Genomic DNA, 24,472 nt, shown 5'->3' on the forward strand with positions numbered 1-24,472 from the left:
CCGGGAAGGGCTGTGAAACTAGTCTTGAAACGGGTCGGTCACAAGTATTGTGTCGTCCCGCTCGGGGCTGGTGGAGAGCAACGCCACGGGGGCACCGATCAGCTCCTCGATATAGCGGACATATTTGACGGCTTGCGCCGGCAAATCGTTCCAGCTCCTGGCGCCGGCCGTGGTTCCCTTCCAGCCTTCGAGCGTCTCGTAGACGGGCTCGACCCGGGCTTGCGCGCCCTGGCTGGCCGGCAGGTAATCGATCGTCTCGCCGTCGAGGCGATAGCCCGTGCAGACCTTGATCTCGTCGAGCCCGTCGAGCACGTCGAGCTTGGTGAGAGCGATGCCCTTGATGCCGTTGACGGCGACGGCCTGGCGCACCAGCACGGCGTCGAACCAGCCGCAGCGGCGCTTGCGGCCGGTGACGACGCCGAACTCGTGGCCGCGCGTGCCGAGGAACTCGCCGATCTCGTTTTTCTGCTCGGTCGGGAACGGCCCTTCGCCGACGCGCGTCGTGTAGGCCTTGGTGATGCCGAGCACATAGCCGATGACGCCGGGGCCCACGCCCGAACCGGCGGCGGCCTGCCCGGCCACGGTGTTGGACGAGGTGACGAAGGGATAGGTGCCGTGGTCGATGTCGAGCAGCGTGCCCTGCGCGCCCTCGAACAGGATGCGTTCGCCGGCGCGGCGCTTGTCGTCGAGCACCTTCCAGACGCGGTCCATGTAAGGCAGGATCTCGGCGGCCACCGAGGTCAGTTCCTGCATGATCGCCTCATGCGTCGCTTCCGCATGACCGAGCCCGCGGCGCAGCGCATTGTGGTGCGTCAGCAGCCTGTCGACCTTCAAGGGGAGCGTTTCCAGATCCGCCAAATCCATCACCCGCACCGCGCGCCGGCCCACCTTGTCCTCATAGGCGGGGCCGATGCCGCGGCGTGTCGTGCCAATCTTGGTTCCGGAATTCGAGGCGGCGTCTTCGCGCAATCCGTCCAGCTCCCGGTGCAGCGACAGGATAAGCGCGGTGTTTTCGGCTATTTTCAGGCGTTCCGGCGTGACCTCCACGCCCTGCTCCTTGAGCTTCTTGGCTTCGGCGACGAAGGCATGCGGATCGAACACCACGCCGTTGCCGATGATCGAAAGCTTGCCCTGTCTGACCACGCCGGAGGGCAACAGCGACAGCTTGTAGACCTTGCCGTCGACGACCAGCGTGTGGCCGGCATTGTGGCCGCCCTGGAAGCGCACGACCACATCGGCACGTTCCGACAGCCAGTCGACGATCTTGCCCTTGCCTTCGTCGCCCCACTGCGAGCCGACGACCACCACATTGGCCATGTTCTTTTCCCTTGAAATGCCGCGCGAGCGGCCTGAAACGACAGGCCTCTATAGCGTCAAGCGACGGCTGGCGCGACCCTTTCTTTGCCGCCGAAACCACCGTTGGAGCATGACCCGAACCGAAGGTCGGCGAACCCAAAAAGCGGGAACCGGCTTCCGCAAGTGACCATGCCCCTCAAGGACCTGGATCAAAATGACGCCAACGGCGAGACGTCAACCTGGTCCAGGCACAACAAATTCCGGCCTTCGCATCATTTACTTGGAGCCGCCGCCACTCTAGGCCGGGCTGAACCCTCGAACACCCTGCAGGGCCGGAACCTCCATGCACCGAGCCGCCTATCTGTTCCTTCTGTCGACCATGCTCCTGTGGGGCGGCAATTCGGTGGCGGGCAAGCTTGCCGTCGGCCATGTCTCGCCGATGACGCTGGTCTTTCTGCGCTGGGTGATGGCGGTGCTGATCCTGCTGCCCATCGGCTGGCGGACGCTGCGTGAGGATTGGCCCGAAGCGCGCAGGCACTGGAGGCTGCTTGCCGGGCTCGGCGCTTGCGGCTTCACCATCTTCAACGTCATCTTCTACACCGCGCTCAACTACACGACCGCCATCAACGTCTCGATCGAGCAGGCAGCCATCCCGATCGTCATCATCCTTGCCAATTTCGTGCTGTTCAGGCTGCGCGTGCAGCCTCTGCAGATCGTCGGCGTCGTGCTCACCATCGCCGGCGTCGCGCTGACGGCAAGTCATGGCGACCTCGGCCAGTTGCTGAAGCTCGATCTCAATTTCGGCGACGCCATCATGCTTGTGGCGGTGCTTTGCTACAGCCTCTATTCGGTGGGGCTGCGCCTCAGGCCGGCAATCCGCTGGCAAAGTTTCATGCTGGCGCTGTCGATCGCCGCGCTGCTGGTCTCCCTGCCCTTCTTCGTCTGGGAGGTCGCGTCTGGCCGCGTCATCATGCCGGACGCCCGTGGCTGGGCGCTCACGCTCTACACGGCGCTTGGCGCTTCGGTCGTTTCACAGGTCCTCTACATCAAGGGCAACGAATTGATCGGCGCCAACCGCGCCGGCCTGTTCATCAATCTGGTGCCGATCTTCGGCACGTTGCTTTCGGTGCTGATCGTCGGCGAGCAGTTTCAGGCTTATCAGGCCTTCGCGCTGGCGCTTGTCCTCGGCGGCATTGCGCTTGCCGAGTACAGCGGCAGCCGAGCAGCGCTGCAGACAGGATGAATATCTCAATTTCCCGGCAAGCAGCCATCGGGTGACGGCCATCTCATGAATGCCCCGCCTGCTGATGCAAGCTGATGCAAGCGGGGCGTTTCGCGTCCAGACGTTACTCGCCGCCGACGTCGAAGCGCAGCCGCTTCGCCGAGTCGATCGACTTATGCGCGCGTACCTGCTCCAGCACTCTTTCCGGGAAGGGCGCGTCGAGATAGAGCAGCGCGATCGCATCGCCGCCCGGTCGGTTGCGGCCGAGCTGGAAGTTGGCGATGTTGACGCCGTTCTCGCCGCACACCGTGCCGAGCAGGCCGATGATGCCGGGCGCGTCGGCATTGGTGGTGTAGAGCATGTGCTGGCCGACCTCGGCGTCGAGGTTGATGCCCTTGATCTGGATGAAGCGCGGCTTGTGGTCGGAGAAGCAGGTGCCGGCGATCGAGCGCGTCATATGCTCGGTCTTGACGGTGAGCTTGATATAGCCGTCGAACACGCCCGACTTGTCGCGCTTGACCTCGGCGACGATGATGCCGCGCTCCTTCACCATGATCGGCGCCGACACCATGTTGACGTCGGAGACCTGCGGCCGGATGAGGCCGGCAAGGGCAGCGCTCACCAGCGCGCGCGTGTTCATCGTCGCGGTCGAGCCGTCGAACAGGATCTCGACCTCCTTGATCGGATCCTCGGTGACCTGGCCGACAAAGGCGCCGAGCACTTCGGCAAGCTTGACGAATGGTTTTAGCCGCGGCGCCTCCTCGGCTGTGATCGAAGGCATGTTGATGGCGTTGGAGACCGCGCCCTTGATCAGGTAGTCGCTCATTTGCTCGGCGACCTGCAGCGCGACATTCTCCTGCGCCTCGGTGGTCGAGGCGCCGAGATGCGGCGTTGCCACGACATTCTCCATGCCGAACAGCGGGTTGTTCTCGGCCGGCTCGACCTCGAACACGTCGATACCGGCGCCCGCCACCTTGCCGCTCTTCAGCGCCGCGACCAGGTCCGCCTCGACGACCAATCCGCCGCGGGCGCAATTGATGATGCGCACGCCGTTCTTCATCTTGGCGATCGCAGCCGCATCGATGATGTTGCGCGTCTTTTCGGTCAGCGGCGTGTGTAGCGTGATGAAATCGGCGCGGGCGAAGAGCTCGTCGAGCTCGACCTTCTGAACGCCGAGCTCCTCGGCGCGACTGTCCGACAGGAATGGATCGAAGGCGATCACATGCATCTTCAGCCCGACGCCGCGCGTGGCGACGATCGAGCCGATATTGCCGCAGCCGATCACGCCCAGCGTCTTACTGGTGATCTCGACACCCATGAAGCGGTTCTTTTCCCACTTGCCGGAATGGGTCGAGGCATTGGCTTCCGGTATCTGCCGCGCCAGCGCGAAGATCATCGCCACCGCATGCTCGGCCGTGGTGATCGAATTGCCGAAGGGCGTGTTCATCACGATGATGCCCTTGCGGCTGGCGGCCGGGATATCGACATTGTCGACGCCGATACCGGCACGGCCGACGACCTTGAGCCTGGTTGCCGCATTGATCAGCTTCTCGGTGACCTTGGTCGCCGAGCGAATGGCGAGGCCGTCATACTGGCCGATCACCTCGGCGAGCTTTTCCTTGTCCTTGCCGAGATCGGGCAGATAGTCGACGTCGATGCCGCGATCCTTGAAGATCTGCACGGCGGTGGTGGAAAGTTTATCCGAAACGAGAACGCGGGGCGCCATTGCGGCCTCCTTGACGTGGGAATGGATGTGTCGGGAAATGGCGGCCCGCGGGCCGCCATGAAACTCAGGCCGCTGCCTTGAGCGACGCCTTCTGCGTGGCGAAGGCCCAGTCGAGCCAGGGCAGCAACGCTTCGAGATCGGCGGTCTCGACGGTCGCGCCGCACCAGATGCGCAGGCCGGGCGGCGCATCGCGGTAGGAGCCGATGTCGTAGGCGACGCCTTCCTTGTCGAGCGCGGACACGATCCCCTTGGCGAAGGCCGCCTGGCCGTCGGCATCGAGCGCCGCCACTTGCGCATCGGTGAAGGAGAGGCACACGGACGTGTTCGAGCGCGTCGCCGGATCGACGGCGAGATGACCGAGCCACGTTGACTTCTCAACAAACCGGTCGAGCACCGCGGCATTGGCGTCCGCGCGGGCGATCAGCGCTTCCAGGCCGCCGATCGACTTCGCCCACTGAAGCGCATCGAGATAATCCTCCACGCACAGCATCGACGGCGTGTTGATGGTCTCGCCCTTGAAGATGCCCTCGATCAGCTTGCCGCCCGAGGTCAGGCGGAAGATTTTCGGCAGCGGCCAGGCCGGCTTGTAGGTCTCCAGCCGCGCGACGGCGCGGGGCGACAGGATCAGCATGCCATGCGCGCCCTCGCCGCCCAGCACCTTCTGCCAGGAGAAGGTGACGACATCGAGCTTCTCGAAATCGAGCCTTTGCGCGAACGCCGCCGAGGTGGCGTCGCAGATAGTCAGGCCCTTGCGGTTCGCAGGAATGAAATCGCTATTCGGCACGCGAACGCCCGAGGTCGTGCCGTTCCAGGTGAAGACGACGTCGCGGTCGAAATCGACCTGCGCCAGGTCCGGCAGTTCCCCGTAGCCAGCCTCGAGCTTGCGCACATCGGCGAGCTTGAGCTGCTTGACGACATCCGTCACCCAGCCGGAACCAAAACTTTCCCAGGCGACCATGTCGACGCCGCGCTCGCCGAGCAGCGACCACAGCGCCATCTCGACCGCGCCGGTGTCCGACGCCGGCACGATGCCGATGCGATAGTCCGCCGGAACATTGAGGATTTCGCGCGTCAGCTCGATAGCCTGCTCGAGCTTCGCCCTGCCGATCTTGGCGCGGTGGGAGCGCCCAAGCGCGGCGGCTTTCAGCGCCTCGACCGACCAGCCGGGGCGTTTTGCGCAGGGACCTGAAGAGAAATTGGGGTTTGCCGGACGGAGTCCGGGCTTGGTAAGCGTCGTCATCGTGGTCTATCCTTCCAGATAGTGGCCCCTCGTTGGGGAGGGGTGGCCCACGGACGGCGATATGCGCTGAAGGCTCCGGCGTCAAGAGCAAAGTTTTTGTCGCTGTCGGGATATTCCTACGCCCCTGCCGCGCGGCCCGAAATGAAAACGGCGAGCCGCTGGACCCGCCGTGGCATTTCGTAACCCGCTTCGCTCACCAGAGATCGTAGCGCAGGCCGAGCTTGACCTGGTGATTGCTGATGCCTTTGTGGACAGGGAAGGAATTCAGGCTTGCGGCCGTAACATATTCGGCATCGGGTGCGGAGAAATACTGATAGCCAAGATCGATCAGGACATTCTTCGACACCTGGTAGGCTAGGCCGGCGTTCAATGTGTATGCCAAGGAGTATTTTGTTTTGCTGCTGCGCACAGAGAAGTCGTCGCTCGCATCGCCATTGTCGGTGAAATAATCCGCCGAAAGGCTGTATTTGCTTTGAACGATACCGATACCCGCGCCAATATAGGGCGTGACGCCGACATATGTTCCAAGGTCGACATAGCCGTTCAATATGCCTGAGAAGGCATAGTTCTTGAGGCTTCCGTCCCCCACGGTCGCCGTTGCCGGCGCCACCACGACTGCTGTGTCATCATAGCTGAAGCTGGCTTTGTTGCCGGGAAGATAGCCGAGATTGAGATCGGCCCGGAGATAATCATTGAAATGGTACCCGAAGCCGACGCTCGCGAAATAGGCGTCCTCGCTTTCGTCAAAGTTTTCGCTGGCGATCACCGACGGGAAGGTGAAGTCCCCATTTTTGAAGCTCTTTTGCGCCAAGTAGGAGACATCGCCGCGCAGATACCAGCCGGAGCCGACCTCGACCGGCTGGTAGTCCGGCGCCTGGTCGACATAGATCGGCGGATCGTAGTCGGCTGCGAGCGCCGGCGTCATCGGCAACAGGATGGCTGCGGCAAGCGCTGACGCGATACGCGATCTGGATATCATGGTCCCCGGCTCCTGAAATTGGCGCCAACCGCGAACGCGGGCGCCGTTTCAAGGAGCCATTGTTAACCATAGTGGTTAAGTGGCGGTTAAGGATAACAGCTGGTTACCGAATTGATTTCGATCAATATTTACCGGCGTTGCATAACAAAAGCCGCCCGGCTGGCGCCGGGCGGCTGACGAACATCGGGATAATAAAGGCGATTACTTGGTGTAGATCGGCTCCGGTTCCGGCTGATAGGCAACCACCGGTGCGGCGCAGCCATTGTTGCCGCCGAACTGGTAACGCAGGCCGCCGCGCACTTCATGGGTGTTGATGCCGCGATCGAAGCCCGGTCCGGTGCTGCTCACATCCCATTCGAACATGCGGCCGCCCTGGATGTGGGTGAAGCGGTAGCCGGCGTCGAGGATCACCCTGTCGGTCAGGCAGTAGGACGCGCCGGCCATCAGAGCATAGGCAAAGCGCCAGTTGGAAGAGCCTGGATTGGTCTCGGTGGTGTTCGGATCGTGGACCGTATCCCACTTGACGTGCGCGCCGCCGATGCCGGCGCCGACATAAGGCGTGACGCCGTGCCATGTGCCGATATCGACATAGGCATTGGCCAGCAGCAGCAGGGCGCTCATCTTCGACACTTCGGTCGAGGTCGAGACGAGGTCCGAGGTCTGGCCGTTGAAGTTCGACTTGAACCAGTAGTCGGCGGTCACGTCCGTGCGGAAGTAATCGTTGATCTTGTAGCCGACGCCGCCGCCGAGCGAGAAGCCGCCCTTGAGCTTGCCGAAATCGAAGCTCTTGCTGCCGGGCGTGACCGAGCAGTTACAAGGATCGACAGCATAGGTCATGTAGTCGATGCCGCGCACGGTCGACTTGTGATAGTCGATGTCGCCGCGGATATACCAGCCGCCGATATCGATCGGCTGCTGCTCGACCACCGGCGGAGGCGCCTCTTCGATTTGCGGTTCGGGGAGGTCGGCCGCGAAGAGCGGTCCGGCCAAGCCCGCGAACAGCGCGGCAAGCAATGCCATTCTTGCTGTCTTGAACATTCTGTCACCCCTAAGAAGCCTCGGGACGACTCCCGCCCGAAGATGATTGACCTCGGGTTTGGATAATGAATTGCAAAGGTTAAAAGCCGTTTAACCGTACCGATTAACCACGAATCTATACAATTTTAGAGGGAAGGCCGTTGTCCGATCTGCCCGCCCAGTAACAAAAAGCCCGCCTTGGCGGCGGGCTTAGAGGAACTGCGGGACGGAGCTCAGGCGGCGCTGCGGGTGTCCTGCAGAATGCCGACGATGTCGTTGACGACCGCTTCGACCAGCTGCGGATCGTCGCCCTCGGCCATGACCCGGATGAGCGGCTCGGTGCCGGAGGGACGGATCACGAGGCGGCCGGCTTTGCCAAGCCGGTTGCGCGCATCCTCGATGGCCGCCTTGACCGGCGCTTCCTCCAGCGGCTTGCCGCCGGAGATGCGGACATTCTTCAGAAGCTGCGGCACCGGCTCGAACTTCTTCGACAATTCGCTGACCGGGCGGTTCTGCCGCTTGATGCAGGCCAGCACCTGCAGCGCCGAGACCAGGCCGTCGCCGGTGGTCGAGAAATCGGACAGCACAATGTGGCCGGACTGCTCGCCGCCGACATTCAAGCCATGCGCGCGCATGTGCTCGACCACATAGCGGTCGCCGACCTTGGTGCGGTGCAGCTGCAGCTTCATGTCGCCAAGAAAGCGCTCCAATCCGAGATTGGACATCACGGTGGAGACGACGCCGCCGCCGGCCAGCCGCCCGCTCTGGTGCCAGGACTCGGCGATCAGGGCCATGATCTGGTCGCCGTCGACGATGGTGCCGTTCTCGTCGACGATCACCACCCGGTCGGCGTCGCCGTCGAGCGCGATGCCGATGTCGGCGCGCACCTCGTGCACCTTCTTCTGCAGGCCGGCCGGGTGCGTCGAGCCGCATTCCTTGTTGATGTTGAAGCCGTTCGGCTCGACATTGATCGCCACCACCTCGGCGCCGAGTTCCCACAGCGCCTCGGGCGCCACCTTGTAGGACGCGCCGTTGGCGCAGTCGACGACGATCCTCAGCCCCGAAAGCGACATCGAGCGCGGCAGCGTGCGCTTGGCGAATTCGATATAGCGGTCGTGCACGCCGTCGACGCGCTTGGCGCGGCCGAGCCCGTCGGAATCGGCGAGCGCCAGCTCGATGTCCTTGTCGAGCATGCCTTCGATGCGTTCCTCGATCTCGTCGGAGAGCTTGTAGCCGTCGGGACCGAACAGCTTGATGCCGTTGTCGTAGTAAGGATTGTGCGAGGCCGAGATCATCACCCCGATGTCGGCGCGCAGCGAGCGCACCAGCATGGCGACCGCGGGCGTCGGTATGGGGCCGAGCAGGAACACGTCCATGCCGGCGGCGCACAGGCCCGCCACCATGGCGTTCTCGATCATGTAGCCGGAAAGCCGCGTGTCCTTGCCGAGCACGACGCGATGACGATGATTGCCGCGCTGGAACGAGAGCCCGGCGGCCATACCGACGCGCATGGCGATCTCGGCCGTCATCGGAAATTTATTGGCGCGTCCGCGGATACCGTCGGTGCCGAAATACTGACCTGCCATGTGTCTCAAAGTCCCCGTCGGTTTTTCAGCCGCCCGTATTGCCACAAATTGGGCCGCATCCGATCATCAAATTTCGTGATTGTATATTACCAATCCTTAGAAAAACATTGTAGCGGGCGGTGCAAGCGATTCGACAGCCTGTCACCACCTTTGACGTGGCGGCGCTATACCTGCCGGTGCGAGGCTCTTCGGTGCCCCGGCAAAGCCTGGCTGGCGGCGAACCGGCAGGCAATTCATCACCTTATCGCGAATAACACACTTTGTGAGGGCGCCTGTGCCGGAAGCATCTGGCGCAACCGGACATTGAGAGCTATTGATTTGGCATAGGGACACTTATTGGCGGCAGCAAGGGAGAAAACGCCATGCTTATTCATAGACTTGCAGCTTTGACGGGTATCGCCGTCGCAACCTTGTTCCTGGCGGCGCCGGCCAACGCGCTGACCATGGCCGAGTGCAGCACCAAGTATAACGCGGCCAAGGATGCGGGAACGCTCGCCGGCCAGACCTGGAACCAGTTCCGCAAGGCCCAGTGCGGCAGCGACGCCACCGCGACCGACACCAAGGCCGCGACCGACACCAAGGCGGCGACCGATACGAAGGCCGCCGACACCAAGCCCGCCAAGAAGACGAAGGCGGCCGCCGCTGCCGACGACGCGGCCAAGGGCCTGAGCTCCAAGGAATGCAGCACCAAATACCAGGCTGCAAAATCCGCCGGCACGCTCAACGGCATGAAGTGGAACGACTTCCGCAAGGCCGAGTGCGGCGCCGCCGCTGCCGACGACGACACCGTGCCTGCACCGACGGAAGCCACCTATACCAGCGAGCCGGCGAAGCCGAGCGTCGCTGCGCCGAAGGGCGTGACCTTCCCGAAGGCGATTTCGCCGAAATTCGCCACCGAGACCCCGGCCAAGGGCCGCATGCATACCTGCCTCGAGCAGTACTATGCCAACAAGGATGCCAACACGCTGAATGGTCTCAAGTGGATCCAGAAGGGCGGCGGCTTCTACAGCCTCTGCAATGCCAAGCTGAAGAGCTGATCGCTTAGTACCGATTGACGAAAGCCCGCGAGCCGCAAGGCTCGCGGGCTTTTTTGCCGGACGCGATGTCTAAACCCGGCCCAATTTCAAGCACCTGGTTTCGGTCGTTGCAGCAGTCCGACCAGACTAGAAAGATCGGCGTTGGCGTTGCCGGCGGCCACTCCGCGTCGCATCAGGTCTTGCATCGGTAAAACGAGTTCGGCGCTGACTGCAGCCGACCTGGTGGCATCGACCAGATTGACATAGGCGTCTGCTTGCATGCCCAGATTGGAAACGACATTGCTGGTGTGATCGCCGCTGTCGATCTGTTCCGCCCATTTCGGCAGTGCGCCTTGCATTGCCTCAAGCCAAGCGGTCAGCAGCGGCATGAATTCGCGAGCCGGAATTCCGGCTTTGCCTGTCAGCGCCAACGCCTGCAGAACCCCCGCGAACAGGCCGTACATGCCGGCCAGAAGCGAGATGTCGTAGAGCGGTGCGAGGCCAGCGTCCTCGCCAAGATATCGACTGGCACCAAGCGCATCGAGCCGTCCGGAATGAGTTTCGAATGCTTGCCTGGAGCCGCTATAAAGGATCAAGGCATGCTGCCCGCCAATCATCGGCGGCACCGCCATGATACCGCCATCGAGATAGTTGGCGCCGTGCCTGACGGCCCAGTCCGACATCGCCCGCGCCTGGTCGGGCGTACCGTTGGTGAGATTGACCAATGTGCGCCCCGAGAATGCGGCCGCGGCGGCGCCTAACGCCTCATGAACCGTGTCGTAGACCAGGAGGCATGCCACGATCAGCGGGCTCGATCTGACGGCTTCCTCGACATTCTTGGCCACGACAGCGCCTCTGGCCGCCAAAGCCTCCGCCTTTGCCGGGGAACGGTTCCACACGGTCACCTCATGCCCCTTATTCAGAAAGGCATAGGCAAGAGCCGTGCCCATGGCGCCGAGGCCGATTACTGCGATATCGCTCATCCTGCTTCTCCGTGGCTTGCTTGCGGGGTTCACGCCGGTATCGGGCTCAGATCCTGGCCAAGGCCGCCGTCGACGGTCAGCCGCGCACCCGTGGTGAAGGTGGCGTCAAAAGCCAAGAAAAGCACCGCACGTGCCACTTCCTCGGCCGTCCCGTGACGTTTCATCGGCGTGACGGCGTCGCCTATCTTCATGAAGGCCGCGCGCTCTTGGGCGGACGCGCCGGCGACACCCATCGTTGGTGTGTCGATGAACCCTGGGCTCACTACATTGACGCGGATCCGGCGAGGCAGGAGCTCGGCAGCGAGCACCTTGGCAAAGGCACGGAGCGCCGCCTTCGACCCGGAATAGACACTCATGCCGGCGGTGCCGGATTCGTCGGCGATCGACGAGGTGAAGACGATGGCGCCGCCGTCCCTGATCAGCGGCAGCAGGCGCTGCGCGGTGAAGAAGGCACCTTTTGCATTGACGTTGAAGGTGCGGTCATAGCTCGCCTCGGTGACATGCTCCACCGGTTCAAGATCGGCGACCCCGGCATTGATGTGAAGGAGGTCGATCTGCCCGAGCTTCTGTCCGACTTCCGCCCCGAGCGTAGCGATGTCGCCCATGGCGCTGATGTCGGACTGCACGACGTGGGCGCGAGAAAACAGCTTCTCGCGCGCGGCCTCGATATTGCGTTGATCGCGGCCGGTGATCAGGACTTCGGCGCCGCCTTCGACGAGGAGCTCGGCGACAGCCAGGCCCATGCCGTGTGTGCCGCCGATCACCACGGCCTTCTTGTTCGTGTATCGCGTCATGATTTCTCTCTTTTGACAATATCCGTCCGCCAACGGCCTTTGCAGACCGAAGCACGCTACCGATATGATGTTGTGGTGTTCGCCGGTTTCCGACGATGCCAGAAAGCTATGGACCGGCCGAGCTTTTCTCAAGTACCGACAAAAAAGTAAGGTACCCACCGATTGCTCAGAACTGGATGAAACATGGGAAAGAGACAGCCAAATAGTTGCGGACTGGGCCCTGCGCTCGAAGCGATCGGCGGCAAATGGAAGGCGTTGCTGCTCTGGCAGTTGCACAAGGCCCCGGCACGATTCGGTGAGCTGAAGCGCCTTGTGCCCGAAATCAGCGAAAAGATGCTGATTCAGCAGCTCCGCGAGATGGAAGCCGATGGCCTGGTCAATCGCGAAATCTTCGCGGAAGTACCGCCCAGGGTCGAATACTCGATCACCGAATTCGGCGTCGAGCTGGACAATGCGCTGATCCCACTGGCCAGATGGGGCAAAGAATATGCCGGCCGCGCCGCCAGGCAGCGCCAAGGCAAGGCAAACGCGCTCGCGCCGCAGACCCTCTAAGGTGGCTCTAATGCATGTCGCCCAGAAGTGCGCAGCGATTCCGGGACAACGACATGCAGCAAAACAAGACTTAAAGCGCGTTGCCTGAATCCGGTTCAGCGCGACGCGCGTTAGGTAGCTTCAGACAAAAGAACGCCGCGGGTTTGAAGCCGCGGCGTTCTTCTACAATTCATAACCTGGTCAGCTTGACGGCTGCGGCTCCATGCCGCCTTCGGGCTCGGGGCCTTTCTTGCGGCGACCGCCGGTGCCGGCCTTCGGCACGGCCGAGCCGCGGCTGGGCGGGGTGTCGTCGCCGAGGTCGCGGGCGGGCTTGTTGCCCGCGATCAGCTGCTTGATCTCGTCGCCGGACAGCGTCTCGTATTCGAGCAGTCCCTCGGCGAGCGCGATCCATTCCTTCTTCTTCTTGATCAGGATGGTCTTGGCGGTCGAATAGGCGTCGTCGATCAGGCGCCGCACCTCGGCGTCGATGATCTGCGCCGTCTCTTCCGAGATGTTCTGGGTGCGCGCCACCGAATGGCCGAGGAAGACCTCTTCCTGGTTGTCGCCATAGGCGACGTGGCCGAGCTTGTCGGAGAAGCCCCAGCGCGTGACCATGGCGCGCGCCAGCTTGGTCGCCTGCTCGATATCCGAGGAGGCGCCCGACGTGATGTTCTCCTTGCCGAACTTGAACTCCTCGGCGACGCGGCCGCCCATCATGATCGCAAGCCGCGAGATCATGTACTTGTAGCTCATCGAATAGCGGTCGCCTTCCGGCAACTGCATGACCATGCCAAGCGCGCGGCCGCGCGGGATGATGGTTGCCTTGTGCAGCGGATCGGCCGACGGCACGTTGAGCGCCAGGATCGCGTGCCCGGCCTCGTGATAGGCGGTCAGCTCCTTCTCGGCCTGCGTCATCGCCGACGAGCGGCGCTCGGCGCCCATCATGATCTTGTCCTTGGCGTCCTCGAACTCGGCCATGGTGACGAGCCGCTTGTTGCGGCGCGCCGCCATCAGCGCGGATTCATTGACGAGGTTCATCAGATCGGCGCCGGAAAAGCCCGGCGTGCCGCGCGCAACCACCTTGAGGTCGACATTGGGCGCCAGCGGCACGTTGCGCACATGCACCTTGAGGATCTTCTCGCGGCCGACGATGTCGGGGTTCGGCACCACGACCTGGCGGTCGAAACGGCCGGGCCTCAGCAGCGCCGGGTCGAGCACGTCGGGCCGGTTAGTGGCGGCGATGAGGATGATGCTCTCGTTGGACTCGAAACCGTCCATCTCGACCAGCAGCTGGTTCAGCGTCTGCTCGCGTTCGTCATTGCCGCCGCCGAGGCCGGCGCCGCGATGGCGGCCGACGGCATCGATTTCGTCGATGAAGATGATGCAGGGCGCGTTCTTCTTGGCCTGGTCGAACATGTCGCGCACGCGGCTTGCGCCGACGCCGACGAACATCTCGACGAAGTCCGAGCCGGAAATGGTGAAGAACGGCACGTTGGCTTCACCGGCGACCGAGCGGGCGAGCAGCGTCTTGCCGGTGCCGGGCGGGCCGACCAGGAGCACGCCGCGCGGAATCTTGCCGCCGAGGCGCTGGAACTTCTGCGGATCGCGCAGGAACTCGACGATCTCTTCGAGATCCTCCTTGGCCTCGTCGACGCCGGCGACGTCCTGGAAGGTGACGCGGCCATGCGCCTCGGTCAAAAGCTTGGCCTTCGACTTGCCGAAGCCCATGGCGCGGCCGGAGCCTGATTGCATCTGGCGCATGAAGAATATCCACACGCCGAGGATCAGGATCATCGGCAGCCACGAGATCAGATAGCCGAACAACGAATTGGAGCCGTCGGTCTCGGGCTTGGCGGTGATGGTGACGTTCTTGTCCTGCAGCCTGGAGACCAGCGACGGGTCGCCGGGCGAATAGGTCTGGAAGCCGTTGGCGTTGTCCGTGTAGTTGCCGAAGATGCGGGCGCCGGCGATGGTCACGCTTTTGACCCGGCCCGACGCGACGTCCTGCAGGAACTGCGAATAGGCGATATCCGTGGTGGCGCCGCGCGTCTGCGGCGTCTGGAAAAGATTGAACAGGGCTATGAGCAGGACCGCTATGATCGCCCAGAGCGCGAGGTTGCGATAATTCGGATTCATCTATTGTCCCGTTGGCGTCCGCGCGCGGACCCGCGATGATGGATTAGCTTGGGCCTAACATAGGGAGAGCGCCCCCCCTTGCCAAGCAGAACAGCACGTATCGGTTAAGCTTTCGCCCACCCTCGGCCATCATCATGGCGGCGGAATGGCAGTGCCGGCAACGGCGGCGCGCCGATCAGGGCCGCGGCGGCGGCGGCGGGCTCGATGTCGAAGGAGGGCAGGAAGCGCGCGAAAGGAGCCACCGCCGGAGCGATCGAGACCGATCGCGAGCCGGCATTGCCGCCCGCAAGACCAAGGCATTCGCCGGCGGACCACAGCGCGGGCTCCGCGGCAAGCGCGGCGCGCGAAAGGCTCGGCGGGATATCCTCGCTCAAGGCCGCTTTCCCGGCGGCGGCCCCCAGCGGCGCGATCACCAAGTCGCCCGGCCCGTCTTTCAAAGTGATGCGCCGCCGATTGTCCCAGAGCCGGTTGTGCTCCGGCGGCGCGGCGGCAGGCAGGTTGCGGTTCTCGCGGCGAAGGAAAATGCCGGTTCGTCGCGCGTCGATGACCGTCCGCGACAATGTGGCGCGAAACGGAGCGGACTGCAGGCGCGAAAGCAGCGCAGCGCAGCGCGTCTCGTCGGCGAGAAACGAGACGCCGCCGATGGTGGCCAACAGGATGCGCAGCACATGGATGACAGCTTGGCCATCCTCATGCCCGGCGAACTCGCGATCGAGGCGGATGAGGCCCGGAACCGGCCTGCCGGCAAAGGCGTCGATGAGCGTGGCGGCGCGGCGGCCGACGTCCCGGCGCTCGAAAGCCGCCTGGTCGGCCCGTGCCAGCGCCTGCGCGATACGCTGTTCGCCGTCGCCCTGCGCGAGCTTCGCCCGCACGCGCGGCCGCTCGAAGCGAGCATCGGCATTGGTCGGATCCTCGATCCAGCCGATGTCGCGAGCCCGCAGCATCTCGCGCAGTGCCGCGCGCCTTGTGCCAAGCAGCGGCCGGACGATCCATGTCCGCCAGTCGAACAGCGTGGCGGGCGCCATGCCGGCGAGGCCCCGGCCCTCATCGTCGCGCGCCTGCCGCATCAGCACCGTCTCGGCCTGGTCGTCGGCGGTGTGGCCGGTCAGGATCAGCTTGATGCCTTCGGCGCCGGCAGCTTCGGCAAGCAGCCTGTAGCGCGCCTCGCGCGCGGCGGCCGCCAGACCGGTCGCGGGCTTGTCGCCGCGCCAGGCAAGAATGCGATGCGCGATGCCGCGATCGGCGCAGAAGCGTTGAACGAGCCGCGCCTCAGCGGCCGAGTCCGGCCTCAGCCCATGATCGACGGTCACCGCGAGCAGCCTGGCGGCCGATGCGGTCCGGTCGAGGTGATCTTTGAGGAGAAGGAGAAGGGCGGTCGAGTCACTGCCGCCGGACACGGCTGCAACGGCGCCGGTCGAAAGATCCAGGTCGGAGAAAAGGCAGTCCAAAAGGTCAGGTTTGCTGTCGGGCGTCAGCACGACGCCAGGGCCCTTTCCTGCTTGATGCGTTCCTTGAGGGCGCCGGAAACATCGGGATAGCGCTTGCCGATTTCACTGAAGGTGGCGCAGGCGACATCGTTCTGCTTCAGGCCGACCAGCGAAACGCCGAGCTTGAGCAGCATGTCGGGCGCCTTCTTGGCCTTCGGATAGTCCTTGCTGGCGGCGAGGAAGACTTCGGCCGCGTCACGGTATTTCTGCTGCCCGAGCAGCGACTCGCCCAGCCAGTAATGCGCATCAGCCGCCTTGGCGTCCTTGGGGAAGCGGGAAATATGGTCGCGAAAACCCTGTTCGGCGGTCGGATAATCGCCCGACAGGATGAACTGGTAGGAATTGCGATAGAGCTCGTCGGGATCGTTGGTCGACGGCAGGGCCGCCACTTCGGTGCCGCCGGACTTGCCCTTCTTGGCCGGCGTTTCGGCGGAAGGAGCGCTTGCCGTGGCCGCGGGAGCTTCCGCCGGCGCGCTGGCCTGCGGGCCGGTCTCGGCATTGACCACGTTGCCGTTCTTGTCGACGGTGATGGTGCCGAAATTCTTCGGCGGCGCGCCGGTGATCAGCTTACCGGGATCGCCGGTCTGCGATTCCACGATGACATCGCCAACGCTTTTGCCGCCGTTTTGCGCGCCGGTGCCGGCCGGCGGCTGCGTCGCCGGGGCCTGGGCGACGCCGTTGTCGGTTCCGGCGTCGCCGGTGCCGGATTGACCGGTGCCGGCATCGCCGAGATTGGTGTTGCCGTCATGGCTGTTCCCGTCCTGGGGCGCGGCTTCCGATTTCTTCTGCCCGGCCGGCTTGGCGCCTCCTTGGCCCTCGAGTTGCTGGAAACGGAACTCATTGTCTTCCTGCTGCTTGCGGATCTGTTCCTGCATCTGCAGGATCTGGAAATTCATCTCCTCGATCTTGCCGTTCAGCTGACGCAGTTGGTCTTCCAGACCAGTTACGCCGGCGCCGCCCTCCTGTTGCGCGACCTGCGCCTGTTCCGGCTTCTTCTTGTCGCCGAAGATGCCGAGCGTAGGCAGATGGAAGGTGAACCCGCTGTCGGCGGCCGGCCCGGCACTGTCGGCCGGCGCGGCAAGGCTTGGGAGGCTTGATACGAGCAGCAGCGCAAGCGTGCCGCTCAGGACCGTTCTGAAGTGCATTCTGTCTCTCGCGGTGGGTGTTGGCCTGATGCGCCTTTCCAAATCAAACAAGGGAGGAAGCGCCCTCGCGCTCATAGCAGGACGCGAGACTTCGGCCAAATTTTGTTTCGGTTTGTTGCAAAGGAAAAAGGCGGCCCTGAGGCCGCCTTTCATTTTTGGTATGTTGTATTTTTGTCGCCCGGGACGCCGAGCGCCCTTACCGAAAATCGACCCCGATCTTCGGTGTCATGCGTCAGGAGCCGGCGCCGGAAAGCGTGGTGACGGCGCGGCGGTTCTGCGACCAGCAGGAGATGTCGTCGCAGACCGCGACCGGACGCTCCTTGCCGTAAGAGATCGTCTTCAGGCGGCCGGCGGAGACGCCCTTGGAGACCAGGAAGTCGCGCGTGGCGGCGGCGCGGCGGGCGCCCAGCGCCAGGTTGTACTCACGCGTGCCGCGCTCGTCGGCATGGCCTTCGATGACGATCGCATACTGGCGATACTGGTTCAGCCACTGCGCCTGGCGGGCCAGCGTGGTCTGTGCGTCGGCGCGGATCGACGAGGAATCGGTGTCGAAGAAGATGCGGTCGCCGATGTTGACGGTGAAGTCCTGCGCCGAACCGGGCGTCGCGGCTCCGGCACCGTTGAGGCCGAGATCGGCCGCGCTGTTCGGGGTCTTCTTCGAGGCGCAACCGGTAATGGCGAGCGCCATCACGAGAGCGATCATCGCTGGGTTTCTGGTAAGTGCTGCGATACGGCCCATGCCGCCTCTCCTTCGCATATGAGTGATTTCGTTGATCACCCAGTAACCACGTTTGGGTTAACCGGCATTCAAGAAACACGGTTAATGTTTGGTTTCGAGCCGCCGTCCGCGACTGCTTGCCCCGCGCTTTACGAAGGGGCGACACTGCGCGCGGACCGTAGGCGGAAATGCGGCCAAAACATGGAAAAAGAGGGAATTGGGGAACTGGGGAATTGAAGAATTGGAGAAAGAGGTCACTTCAGCGACCCTCTGAGATTCACCAGCATCCCATAGATCTGGTTGTAGGATCGTAGCCACTCGTCAAGCTGTGTCTTTGAAATGTATTCGAGGTCGAAGGCATAGGAGATCCATGTCTCGACTTCGCTACACGACCCCATAGCCATTGAAATGAAGCGAGCGAATTCGGCTTTGGAATGAGGCTGCTTGGCAAAGCCCTCCGACAAATTAGCGCAGATAGCCTTGCTGGAGCGACGCAACTGATCGGCTAGCGCGTATTGCTCGATCTTCGGAAAGGCCAGCGTGGCTTTGTGAATTTCAAGAGAAACTGCGTAGGCCCGCTTATAGACCTGCAGGTCCCTGGCGCGTCCAACGTAGCGTCCCTGCTTCTCCATTTCTTCAGTTCTTCAATTCCCCAATTCCCCAGTTCCCCAATTCCCTTCCCCTCACTCAAGCAACGGCGACCAAGCCGGGTCCGACGCATAGTTCGCCGTCGGAATCTGCTGCTCGTTGCGGCCGGTGAGATCGACCGAGACCAGCTTCGGGCCGCCGGCGGAGTCGCGGAAGAACATCAGCACGCGGCCGTTCGGCGCCCAGGTCGGACCCTCCTGCTGGAAGCCGGAGGACAGGATGCGCTCGCTCGAGCCGTCGGTTTTCATGACGCCGATCTGGAACTCGCCGCCGCTCTGCTTGGTGAAGGCGATGAGGTCGCCGCGCGGCGACCAGACGGGCGTCGAATAGACGCCGTCGCCGAAGGAGATGCGGTGCGGATTTGAGCCGTCCGCGCCCATGACATAAATCTGCGAACGGCCGCTGCCGCCGCCGCGGTCGGAAGTGAAGACGATCTGCGAGCCGTCCGGCGAATAGGAGGGAGAAGTGTCGATCGCGGTCGAATCGGTGAGCCGCGTCGTCGAGCGGCTCCTCAGATCCATGGCGAAGATGTTGGAGTTGCCATCATCGCGCAGCAGGCTCATGATCACCTTCTGGCCGTCGGGCGAGAAGCGCGGCGCGAACGTCATGCCGGGAAAGTTGCCCACCAGCTCGCGCTGTCCGGTCTCGATCTGCAGCAGATACACCTTCGGCTGCCCGCTTTCGTAGGACATGTAGGTGATTTCCTGCCGGTTCGGCGAAAAACGCGGCGTCAGAACGATCGCGCGGCCGTCCGACAGGTAGCGTATGTTGGCGCCGTCCTGGTCCATGATGGCGAGCCGCTTCTTGCGGGCGTTCTTGGCGCCGGACTCGTCGACGAAGACGACGCGCGTGTCGAAATAGCCTTTTTCGCCGGTGATCCGCTCATAGATGGCGTCGGCAATGATATGGGCGACGCGCCTGGTGTTGGCGTCGTTGGCGAAGAACTGCTCGCCCGCCATCTGCTGGCCCGCAAACGTATCCCACAACCGGTACTGGGCGCGGATGCGGCCGTCGGCTTCCTTGCCGACGCTGCCGGTGACCAGCGCCTGCGCGTTGATCACCTTCCAGTCGTCGAAGCGCGGCGTGGCGTCCGGGCCGGAAATCTTCTCGATGAAGGCGCTCTTGTCGATCGGCGCGAACAGGCCGGAGCGCTTCAGGTCGGCGGTGACGATCTCGGTGATCTGCGCGCCCAGCGCATCATTCGACTGGAAGTCCGTGATGGCGATCGGCAGCGGTTCGACATTGCCCTTGTTGACGTTGATCTCGACGAGAGCCCATGCCGGCGCGGCAGCGCCAACGAGAGAACCCAGCGCTATTGTCGCGACCATCAGGAGCGGCTTGAGGGTGAATTTCATATCTTCTCGCTTCTCTTCGCTGATTGTGCGGAGGGCAGGCCTCAGAGGCCAAGCATTTCCCTCGGATCGAAAGTGACCTTGATCTGCGCCCAGATGTCCTGTTTTCCGGGAGGAACCTGCAGGCCGGCCATGTTGCATTTCTGGATAGCGCGCACCGCGCTTTCGTCGACCTGGCGGTTTCCGCTCGATTTCTCGACGACAGGCCGGCCGTCCAGCTTGCCGGAGGCGTCGAGATTGAACGAGATCACGGCGATGAGATCGTCCGAGGCTTCCATGCCCGCCGGGAAGGTCCAGCAACCCGCAAGCTGATCGCGCAGGGCCCCTTCCTCCGACTTCGACAGCTTCTGGCCCTGGTCCTTTTCGCCGCCGAGCGAGGCCTGCTGCGTCGAGCGCTTGGCGCCGCCGCCGGACGGCTTCTGCTTGTCCAGCAGGGCGGAAATCTCATCGGCATTGAACTGCTTGTCGTCCGACTTCGGCTTGGAAGACGCTTCCTTCACCGGCTTGTCGGCGTCCTTGCGGTCCGGCGCCTTGGCGCTTTCGGCCTGGGCCGGCTGCGGCTTCGGCCGCGCTTCCGGCGCAGGCGCGGAGTCTGGAAGCTTGGCCTCGTCGGTGGGTTGCTGCTGGGTGATCGCCTCGGCGACGGCGTCGGGCTTCACCTCGTCCTTCGGGATAGCGGCGGTCGTGTCCTTCGGCGGCGTCGGTGTCGGCTGCTTGGCCGGCGTCGGCTTGGGCTCCGTCTGCTTGACCGGCTCGGGCTTGACCTCTTCCTTCGGCGTCGGCGTCGGCGCGACTTCCGTTGCCGGGATCGGCTTCGGCTTTTCCTGCGGCTTCGGCACGTCCTCGACCGCTGGCTTCTCGGTCGGCGTCGGTGCGGGCGGCGGCGCCGCCGTCTTCTCGACCGGCTTCGGCTTGGCTTCGTCCGTCACCGGCTTGTCGGTATCGACGGTGTTCTCGCCGACCTTCTGTGCATTGGGCACGACGTCCGGCCGCTTGGTCGGCAGCGGCGCCGGTTTTTCATGCATCACCGACTTCTTGTCGCCCTGCAGCGTCTGCGGCACGGCTTCCATCGGCACGATGTCGACCGCCACCGACTCCACGTCGGCCGCCGGCATGGCAGGTGGCGACGACAGCGTGAACAGCCCGAAGGCCAGCGCCACCGTATGCAAGATCACCGATGAGGTGAGGCCGGTCCGCATTTGGCGTCTACTGATCCTGTTCCTGCAGCGAGACCAGGCCGATATTCTTGTAGCCGGCCGCCGAAATGCGGGCCATCACCTTCATCGCCGTACCGTAGTCGGTCGACTTGTCGCCGCGGATGAAGATGCGTTCGTCGTAACCGGTCTTCGAGATCGCCTGCAGCTTGGCTACCAGCTCCTCGATCGGGATCTCGGTCTCCTGCAGGAAAATCTTGCCCGTCGAGTCGATCGAAACGGTGATCGGCTGCGTGTCGATATTCATCGCCTTGGCCTGCGTGTCCGGCAGGTCGATCGGAACCCCGACGGTGAGCAGCGGCGCCGCGACCATGAAGATGATCAACAGCACCAGCATCACATCGACCATCGGCGTGACGTTGATTTCGGACATCAGGGCATGGTGACGGCCGCGCCGCCTATGGCCGCGTCCGCCTCGCCCCGAGCCACTTGCGCCTGCAGCAGACATCCCCATGATCGTTCCTCAGCCCTTCTGCGCTACTTTTTCATCGATTTGGCGCGAGAGTATGGCGGAGAACTCGTCCGCGAAGCCTTCCATGCGCATGCCGATCTTGTTCGCGTCCGACGACAGCTTGTTGTAGGCGATGACCGCGGGAATGGCCGCGAGCAGGCCGATCGCGGTGGCGAGCAGCGCCTCAGCGATACCGGGCGCCACCACCGAAAGGCTGGTGTTCTTCGAGGCGGCGATCGCCTGGAACGACGTCATGATGCCGATGACGGTGCCGAACAGCCCGATGAAGGGTGCGGCCGAGCCGGTGGTGGCGAGGAAGCCGAGCCGACCCTCCAGCTTCTCCATCTCGCGCGTCAGCGCCAGATCCATCGCCTTGTCGATGCGGGTCTGCAGCGCCAGCGCCGATTTCGCGCCCTTTTCGAAACTCTTCTTCCATTCGCGCATGGCGGCGACGAAGATCGCGCCCATGCCGGTGGTCTTGCGATCGGCCAGCGTCCGGTAGAGATCCTCCAGCGACTGGCCCGACCAGAACACCTGCTCGAAGCGGTTGAGCGCCAGCCGCATGCGGCTATAGGCGACGAGCTTGTCGATGATGATCGCCCAGGTCCAGATCGAGGCGCAGAGCAGGCCGATCATGACCAGCTTGACCACCCAGCCGGCCTGCATGAACAGGGCCCAGAGCGACAGATGCGCGCCCGGTTCGGCGAGTGCGATATTTTCCATGACTTACGTCCTTAAGATTTTCCGGGCATCGCTGGCGGCTGGCCCATGGGCATTCCTTTGGTCCGATCGCGCGAAGCTAGAAGCTTGCGGGATAGCCCCGAATGCACCGTTTCGCGGCCTTTTCGAGGCAAATATTGGTGAAAGGAAGGCGCACGGATTGCGCCAATCTTCGCCAATTCCTTCATGAACCGTTATGGTTAAGGATGGGTTAGGGCATCAGGCGCGGCGCATTGCCGCGCATGGCCGCGGCCAGCCGGCGAGACGCGACGCAGGGCAAGGTGGGATTCAGGTCAGGCTGAGCCCGCCGTTCGCAGGCCAGCCTCACCTGAATATCAGCTTGGCCGAGGCATGAAGGCCGCGATCCATTCCTTCGGGAAACGCTTTGGCCGGCCGCTTTCGCCGACGATCGCCGCTTCGACCTTGGCCTCGACCAGCACGTCGCCGCCGCGCTTCAATTGCTGGCCCATGAAGATGCGGGCGCCGGAAATATCGTCGGTGCGCGTGTCGATGGTTAGGATATCGTCCATGCGCGCCGGCGAGCGGAAGTCGATCTCCATGCGCCGCACCACCCAGACGATGCGCTCGCCATGCTTGCCGTCCAGGAGTTCGGTGTGATGGACGCCGGTCAGCCTCAGATAGTCGGAGCGCCCGCGTTCGAGGAATTCGAGATAGCGCGCATGATAGACGACGCCGGAGAAATCCGTGTCGGCATAGTAGACCCTCGCCATCAGCCGGTGGCCGAAATCCGTCAGCGCGCCGGAAAGCCCTGCGCCGAGCGCCGCCGATTCACCATGATCGTCCATCGCGCTTTCCTTTTCAGGCCCGAACAGGCACCTAAAGCCCTCGGGCTTTAGGCATTTTTCTGTGCGTGTCGTTGTCCCAAAAACCGCTGCACGCTTTTGGGCGACACGCACTGTTTTCGCGCGGGAACGGGATGGCATTGTTGGGCACGATGATCAAGACCTTGATGGCAGCGCTGCTTGCGCTTGGCCCGTTAGCGTTGCCCGCCGCAGCGGCGACCTTCTCGATGAAGCGCGGCCTCAATCTCGACCAGTGGGTCACCTGGCCGGCCGAGGACAGATGGGGCGAGCGCGAGGCGATCCTGCCTTATCCGGAATGGCGCAAATTCCTCAAGGAGGACGACCTCAAGGCGCTCAAGGGCGCAGGCCTCGACTTCCTGCGCATGCCGGTCGATCCTTCGCCCTTTCTTTCGGACCGCACCACGGCCCTTCGCGACGACCTCTATGCCAGTGTGCTGGACTCCGCGCGCATGATCAACCGTGCCGGCCTGAAGGTGATCGTCGACCTGCATCTGATCCCCGCCGGCGGCAACCGCAAGATCGGCATGAGCGAGGTGGTGCATGACCCGGCCGTCTTCGATGCCTATGCCGAGCTGGTGCGCAAGATGGCGCGGACGCTGGCAAAGGAGGACCCGAAGCTTGTCGCGCTGGAACTGATGAACGAGCCGCTGGTCGATTGCGACGAGAACGGCACCAACCTTTGGCCCGACCGTCAGAAGCAATTGTTCGCCGTCGCGCGCGCCTCCGCCACCAGGCTGACGCTGGTGCTGAGCGGCGGCTGCTATTCGAACGCGGAGTCGCTGGCCAGGATCGATCCCAAGGCGATCGCCGATGACAACATCATCTGGGCTTTCCACGCCTACGATCCGTTTCTTCTGACGCATCAGGGCGCAAACTGGGCCGGCGACTTCATTCCCTATGTCACCGGCCTGTCCTACCCGTTGACGGCTGTCCCGAAGGCGCAACTCGACATGACGCTCGACACGATCCGCGAGCGGATCAAGGCCGAGGCGCCTTGGGCGCGGCGGAGCGGCCTGCTCGCCTATCTCGACGAGCAGGTGGCGACGATGGACAGCCCTGAAAAGCTGCTTGGCGTGATGGATGCGCCGTTCGCGACGGTCGACGCCTGGGCGAAGGCCAACGGCGTCAAGCCGCAGGACATCACGCTCGGTGAATTCGGCATGATCCGCAAGGAATACGGCAACAGCTTCGTCATGCCGGCCGCATATCGCGCAGCCTATGTGCGCGACATGATCGCCCGCGCCGAGGCGCATGGCTTTTCCTGGTCGGTGTGGAGCTATGGCGGCGCCTTCGGCGTGGTCGACGCCTTCGATGGCGAGAAGGCCGAGCCGGACGTGATGAATATGATCAGGTCGCTGCGCTGAGGCAGCGGGCCGGGGCGACACGC

General features: G+C 63.5%; 22 protein-coding genes. 4 read left to right on the forward strand and 18 right to left on the reverse strand.

Going from position 1 to position 24,472, the window contains the following annotated elements:
• Positions 1-18 precede the first annotated feature (18 nt).
• The gene (locus FJ425_RS10635) at positions 19-1,317 is read right to left on the reverse strand and encodes an adenylosuccinate synthase (protein ID WP_140723254.1); all 1,299 of its coding nucleotides are present in this window, start codon (positions 1,315-1,317) and stop codon (positions 19-21) included.
• 322 nt (positions 1,318-1,639) lie between these two features.
• Between FJ425_RS10635 and FJ425_RS10640 the strand changes: the two genes are divergently transcribed.
• On the forward strand, positions 1,640-2,539 hold the full coding sequence (locus FJ425_RS10640; protein WP_140723257.1) for a DMT family transporter: 900 nt from the start codon (positions 1,640-1,642) through the stop codon (positions 2,537-2,539).
• A 103-nt stretch (positions 2,540-2,642) separates the two neighbouring features.
• On the opposite strand, the gene serA is transcribed toward FJ425_RS10640, so the two are convergent.
• From serA to glmM, 5 genes are all read right to left on the reverse strand, one after another.
• Complete coding sequence (gene serA / locus FJ425_RS10645) at positions 2,643-4,244, reverse strand: phosphoglycerate dehydrogenase (RefSeq protein WP_140723260.1); 1,602 nt, start codon at positions 4,242-4,244, stop codon at positions 2,643-2,645.
• Positions 4,245-4,308: 64 nt separating this feature from the next.
• Positions 4,309-5,484, reverse strand: a complete 1,176-nt coding sequence (locus FJ425_RS10650; RefSeq protein WP_140723263.1) for a phosphoserine transaminase — start codon at positions 5,482-5,484, stop codon at positions 4,309-4,311.
• Positions 5,485-5,677: 193 nt separating this feature from the next.
• The gene (locus FJ425_RS10655; RefSeq protein ID WP_140723266.1) at positions 5,678-6,463 is read right to left on the reverse strand and encodes an outer membrane protein; all 786 of its coding nucleotides are present in this window, start codon (positions 6,461-6,463) and stop codon (positions 5,678-5,680) included.
• Between the two features lie 201 nt (positions 6,464-6,664).
• On the reverse strand, positions 6,665-7,501 hold the full coding sequence (locus FJ425_RS10660) for an outer membrane protein (protein ID WP_140546025.1): 837 nt from the start codon (positions 7,499-7,501) through the stop codon (positions 6,665-6,667).
• A gap of 212 nt (positions 7,502-7,713) precedes the next feature.
• Positions 7,714-9,066: a phosphoglucosamine mutase gene (gene glmM / locus FJ425_RS10665; RefSeq protein ID WP_140546026.1), complete on the reverse strand. Its 1,353-nt coding sequence runs from the start codon at positions 9,064-9,066 to the stop codon at positions 7,714-7,716.
• Between the two features lie 362 nt (positions 9,067-9,428).
• On the opposite strand from glmM, the gene FJ425_RS10670 reads away from it, so the two are divergent.
• On the forward strand, positions 9,429-10,103 hold the full coding sequence (locus FJ425_RS10670) for a hypothetical protein (RefSeq protein ID WP_140723269.1): 675 nt from the start codon (positions 9,429-9,431) through the stop codon (positions 10,101-10,103).
• Positions 10,104-10,189: 86 nt separating this feature from the next.
• Here FJ425_RS10670 and FJ425_RS10675 read toward each other — a convergent pair whose 3' ends face one another.
• Both FJ425_RS10675 and FJ425_RS10680 read right to left on the reverse strand, forming a co-directional pair.
• Complete coding sequence (locus FJ425_RS10675; protein ID WP_140723272.1) at positions 10,190-11,065, reverse strand: NAD(P)-binding domain-containing protein; 876 nt, start codon at positions 11,063-11,065, stop codon at positions 10,190-10,192.
• A gap of 29 nt (positions 11,066-11,094) precedes the next feature.
• A complete protein-coding gene (locus FJ425_RS10680; protein ID WP_140723275.1) occupies positions 11,095-11,859 on the reverse strand; it encodes an SDR family oxidoreductase in 765 nt (254 codons plus the stop codon).
• A 183-nt stretch (positions 11,860-12,042) separates the two neighbouring features.
• Between FJ425_RS10680 and FJ425_RS10685 the strand changes: the two genes are divergently transcribed.
• Complete coding sequence (locus tag FJ425_RS10685) at positions 12,043-12,411, forward strand: helix-turn-helix domain-containing protein (protein WP_140546030.1); 369 nt, start codon at positions 12,043-12,045, stop codon at positions 12,409-12,411.
• Positions 12,412-12,591: 180 nt separating this feature from the next.
• On the opposite strand, the gene ftsH is transcribed toward FJ425_RS10685, so the two are convergent.
• The 10 genes from ftsH to ybgC all read right to left on the reverse strand — a co-directional run bounded on the left by ftsH (position 12,592) and on the right by ybgC (position 23,067).
• A complete protein-coding gene (gene ftsH / locus FJ425_RS10690; protein ID WP_140723278.1) occupies positions 12,592-14,526 on the reverse strand; it encodes an ATP-dependent zinc metalloprotease FtsH in 1,935 nt (644 codons plus the stop codon).
• A gap of 104 nt (positions 14,527-14,630) precedes the next feature.
• A complete protein-coding gene (gene tilS, locus FJ425_RS10695) occupies positions 14,631-16,004 on the reverse strand; it encodes a tRNA lysidine(34) synthetase TilS (protein ID WP_140723281.1) in 1,374 nt (457 codons plus the stop codon).
• Positions 15,998-17,158 (reverse strand): tol-pal system protein YbgF, encoded by a 1,161-nt coding sequence (gene ybgF, locus FJ425_RS10700; protein WP_140723284.1) that lies wholly within the window; start codon positions 17,156-17,158, stop codon positions 15,998-16,000. The genes tilS and ybgF overlap by 7 nt, the downstream gene beginning before the upstream one ends.
• Positions 17,159-17,390: 232 nt before the next feature.
• Positions 17,391-17,897 carry a peptidoglycan-associated lipoprotein Pal gene (gene pal, locus FJ425_RS10705; RefSeq protein WP_095767281.1) on the reverse strand — a complete coding sequence of 169 codons (507 nt, stop codon included), beginning with the start codon at positions 17,895-17,897 and terminating at the stop codon, positions 17,391-17,393.
• Positions 17,898-18,130: 233 nt separating this feature from the next.
• Positions 18,131-18,508, reverse strand: coding sequence for a four helix bundle protein (locus FJ425_RS10710; RefSeq protein ID WP_140634417.1), 378 nt, complete (start codon positions 18,506-18,508; stop codon positions 18,131-18,133).
• 51 nt (positions 18,509-18,559) lie between these two features.
• The gene (gene tolB, locus FJ425_RS10715; RefSeq protein WP_246673510.1) at positions 18,560-19,852 is read right to left on the reverse strand and encodes a Tol-Pal system beta propeller repeat protein TolB; all 1,293 of its coding nucleotides are present in this window, start codon (positions 19,850-19,852) and stop codon (positions 18,560-18,562) included.
• 68 nt (positions 19,853-19,920) lie between these two features.
• Positions 19,921-21,075: a cell envelope integrity protein TolA gene (locus tag FJ425_RS10720; protein ID WP_140634413.1), complete on the reverse strand. Its 1,155-nt coding sequence runs from the start codon at positions 21,073-21,075 to the stop codon at positions 19,921-19,923.
• 7 nt (positions 21,076-21,082) lie between these two features.
• The gene (tolR, locus tag FJ425_RS10725) at positions 21,083-21,538 is read right to left on the reverse strand and encodes a protein TolR (RefSeq protein ID WP_140634411.1); all 456 of its coding nucleotides are present in this window, start codon (positions 21,536-21,538) and stop codon (positions 21,083-21,085) included.
• Between the two features lie 15 nt (positions 21,539-21,553).
• The gene (tolQ, locus tag FJ425_RS10730; protein WP_095767277.1) at positions 21,554-22,264 is read right to left on the reverse strand and encodes a protein TolQ; all 711 of its coding nucleotides are present in this window, start codon (positions 22,262-22,264) and stop codon (positions 21,554-21,556) included.
• Positions 22,265-22,596: 332 nt separating this feature from the next.
• Complete coding sequence (gene ybgC / locus FJ425_RS10735) at positions 22,597-23,067, reverse strand: tol-pal system-associated acyl-CoA thioesterase (RefSeq protein WP_140634409.1); 471 nt, start codon at positions 23,065-23,067, stop codon at positions 22,597-22,599.
• A gap of 131 nt (positions 23,068-23,198) precedes the next feature.
• Here ybgC and FJ425_RS10740 point away from each other — a divergent pair, with 131 nt between their 5' ends.
• The gene (locus FJ425_RS10740) at positions 23,199-24,449 is read left to right on the forward strand and encodes a cellulase family glycosylhydrolase (RefSeq protein ID WP_140634407.1); all 1,251 of its coding nucleotides are present in this window, start codon (positions 23,199-23,201) and stop codon (positions 24,447-24,449) included.
• Positions 24,450-24,472: the final 23 nt, after the last annotated feature.

The organism is Mesorhizobium sp. B2-7-2 (assembly GCF_006440775.1).
Classification (GTDB): domain Bacteria; phylum Pseudomonadota; class Alphaproteobacteria; order Rhizobiales; family Rhizobiaceae; genus Mesorhizobium.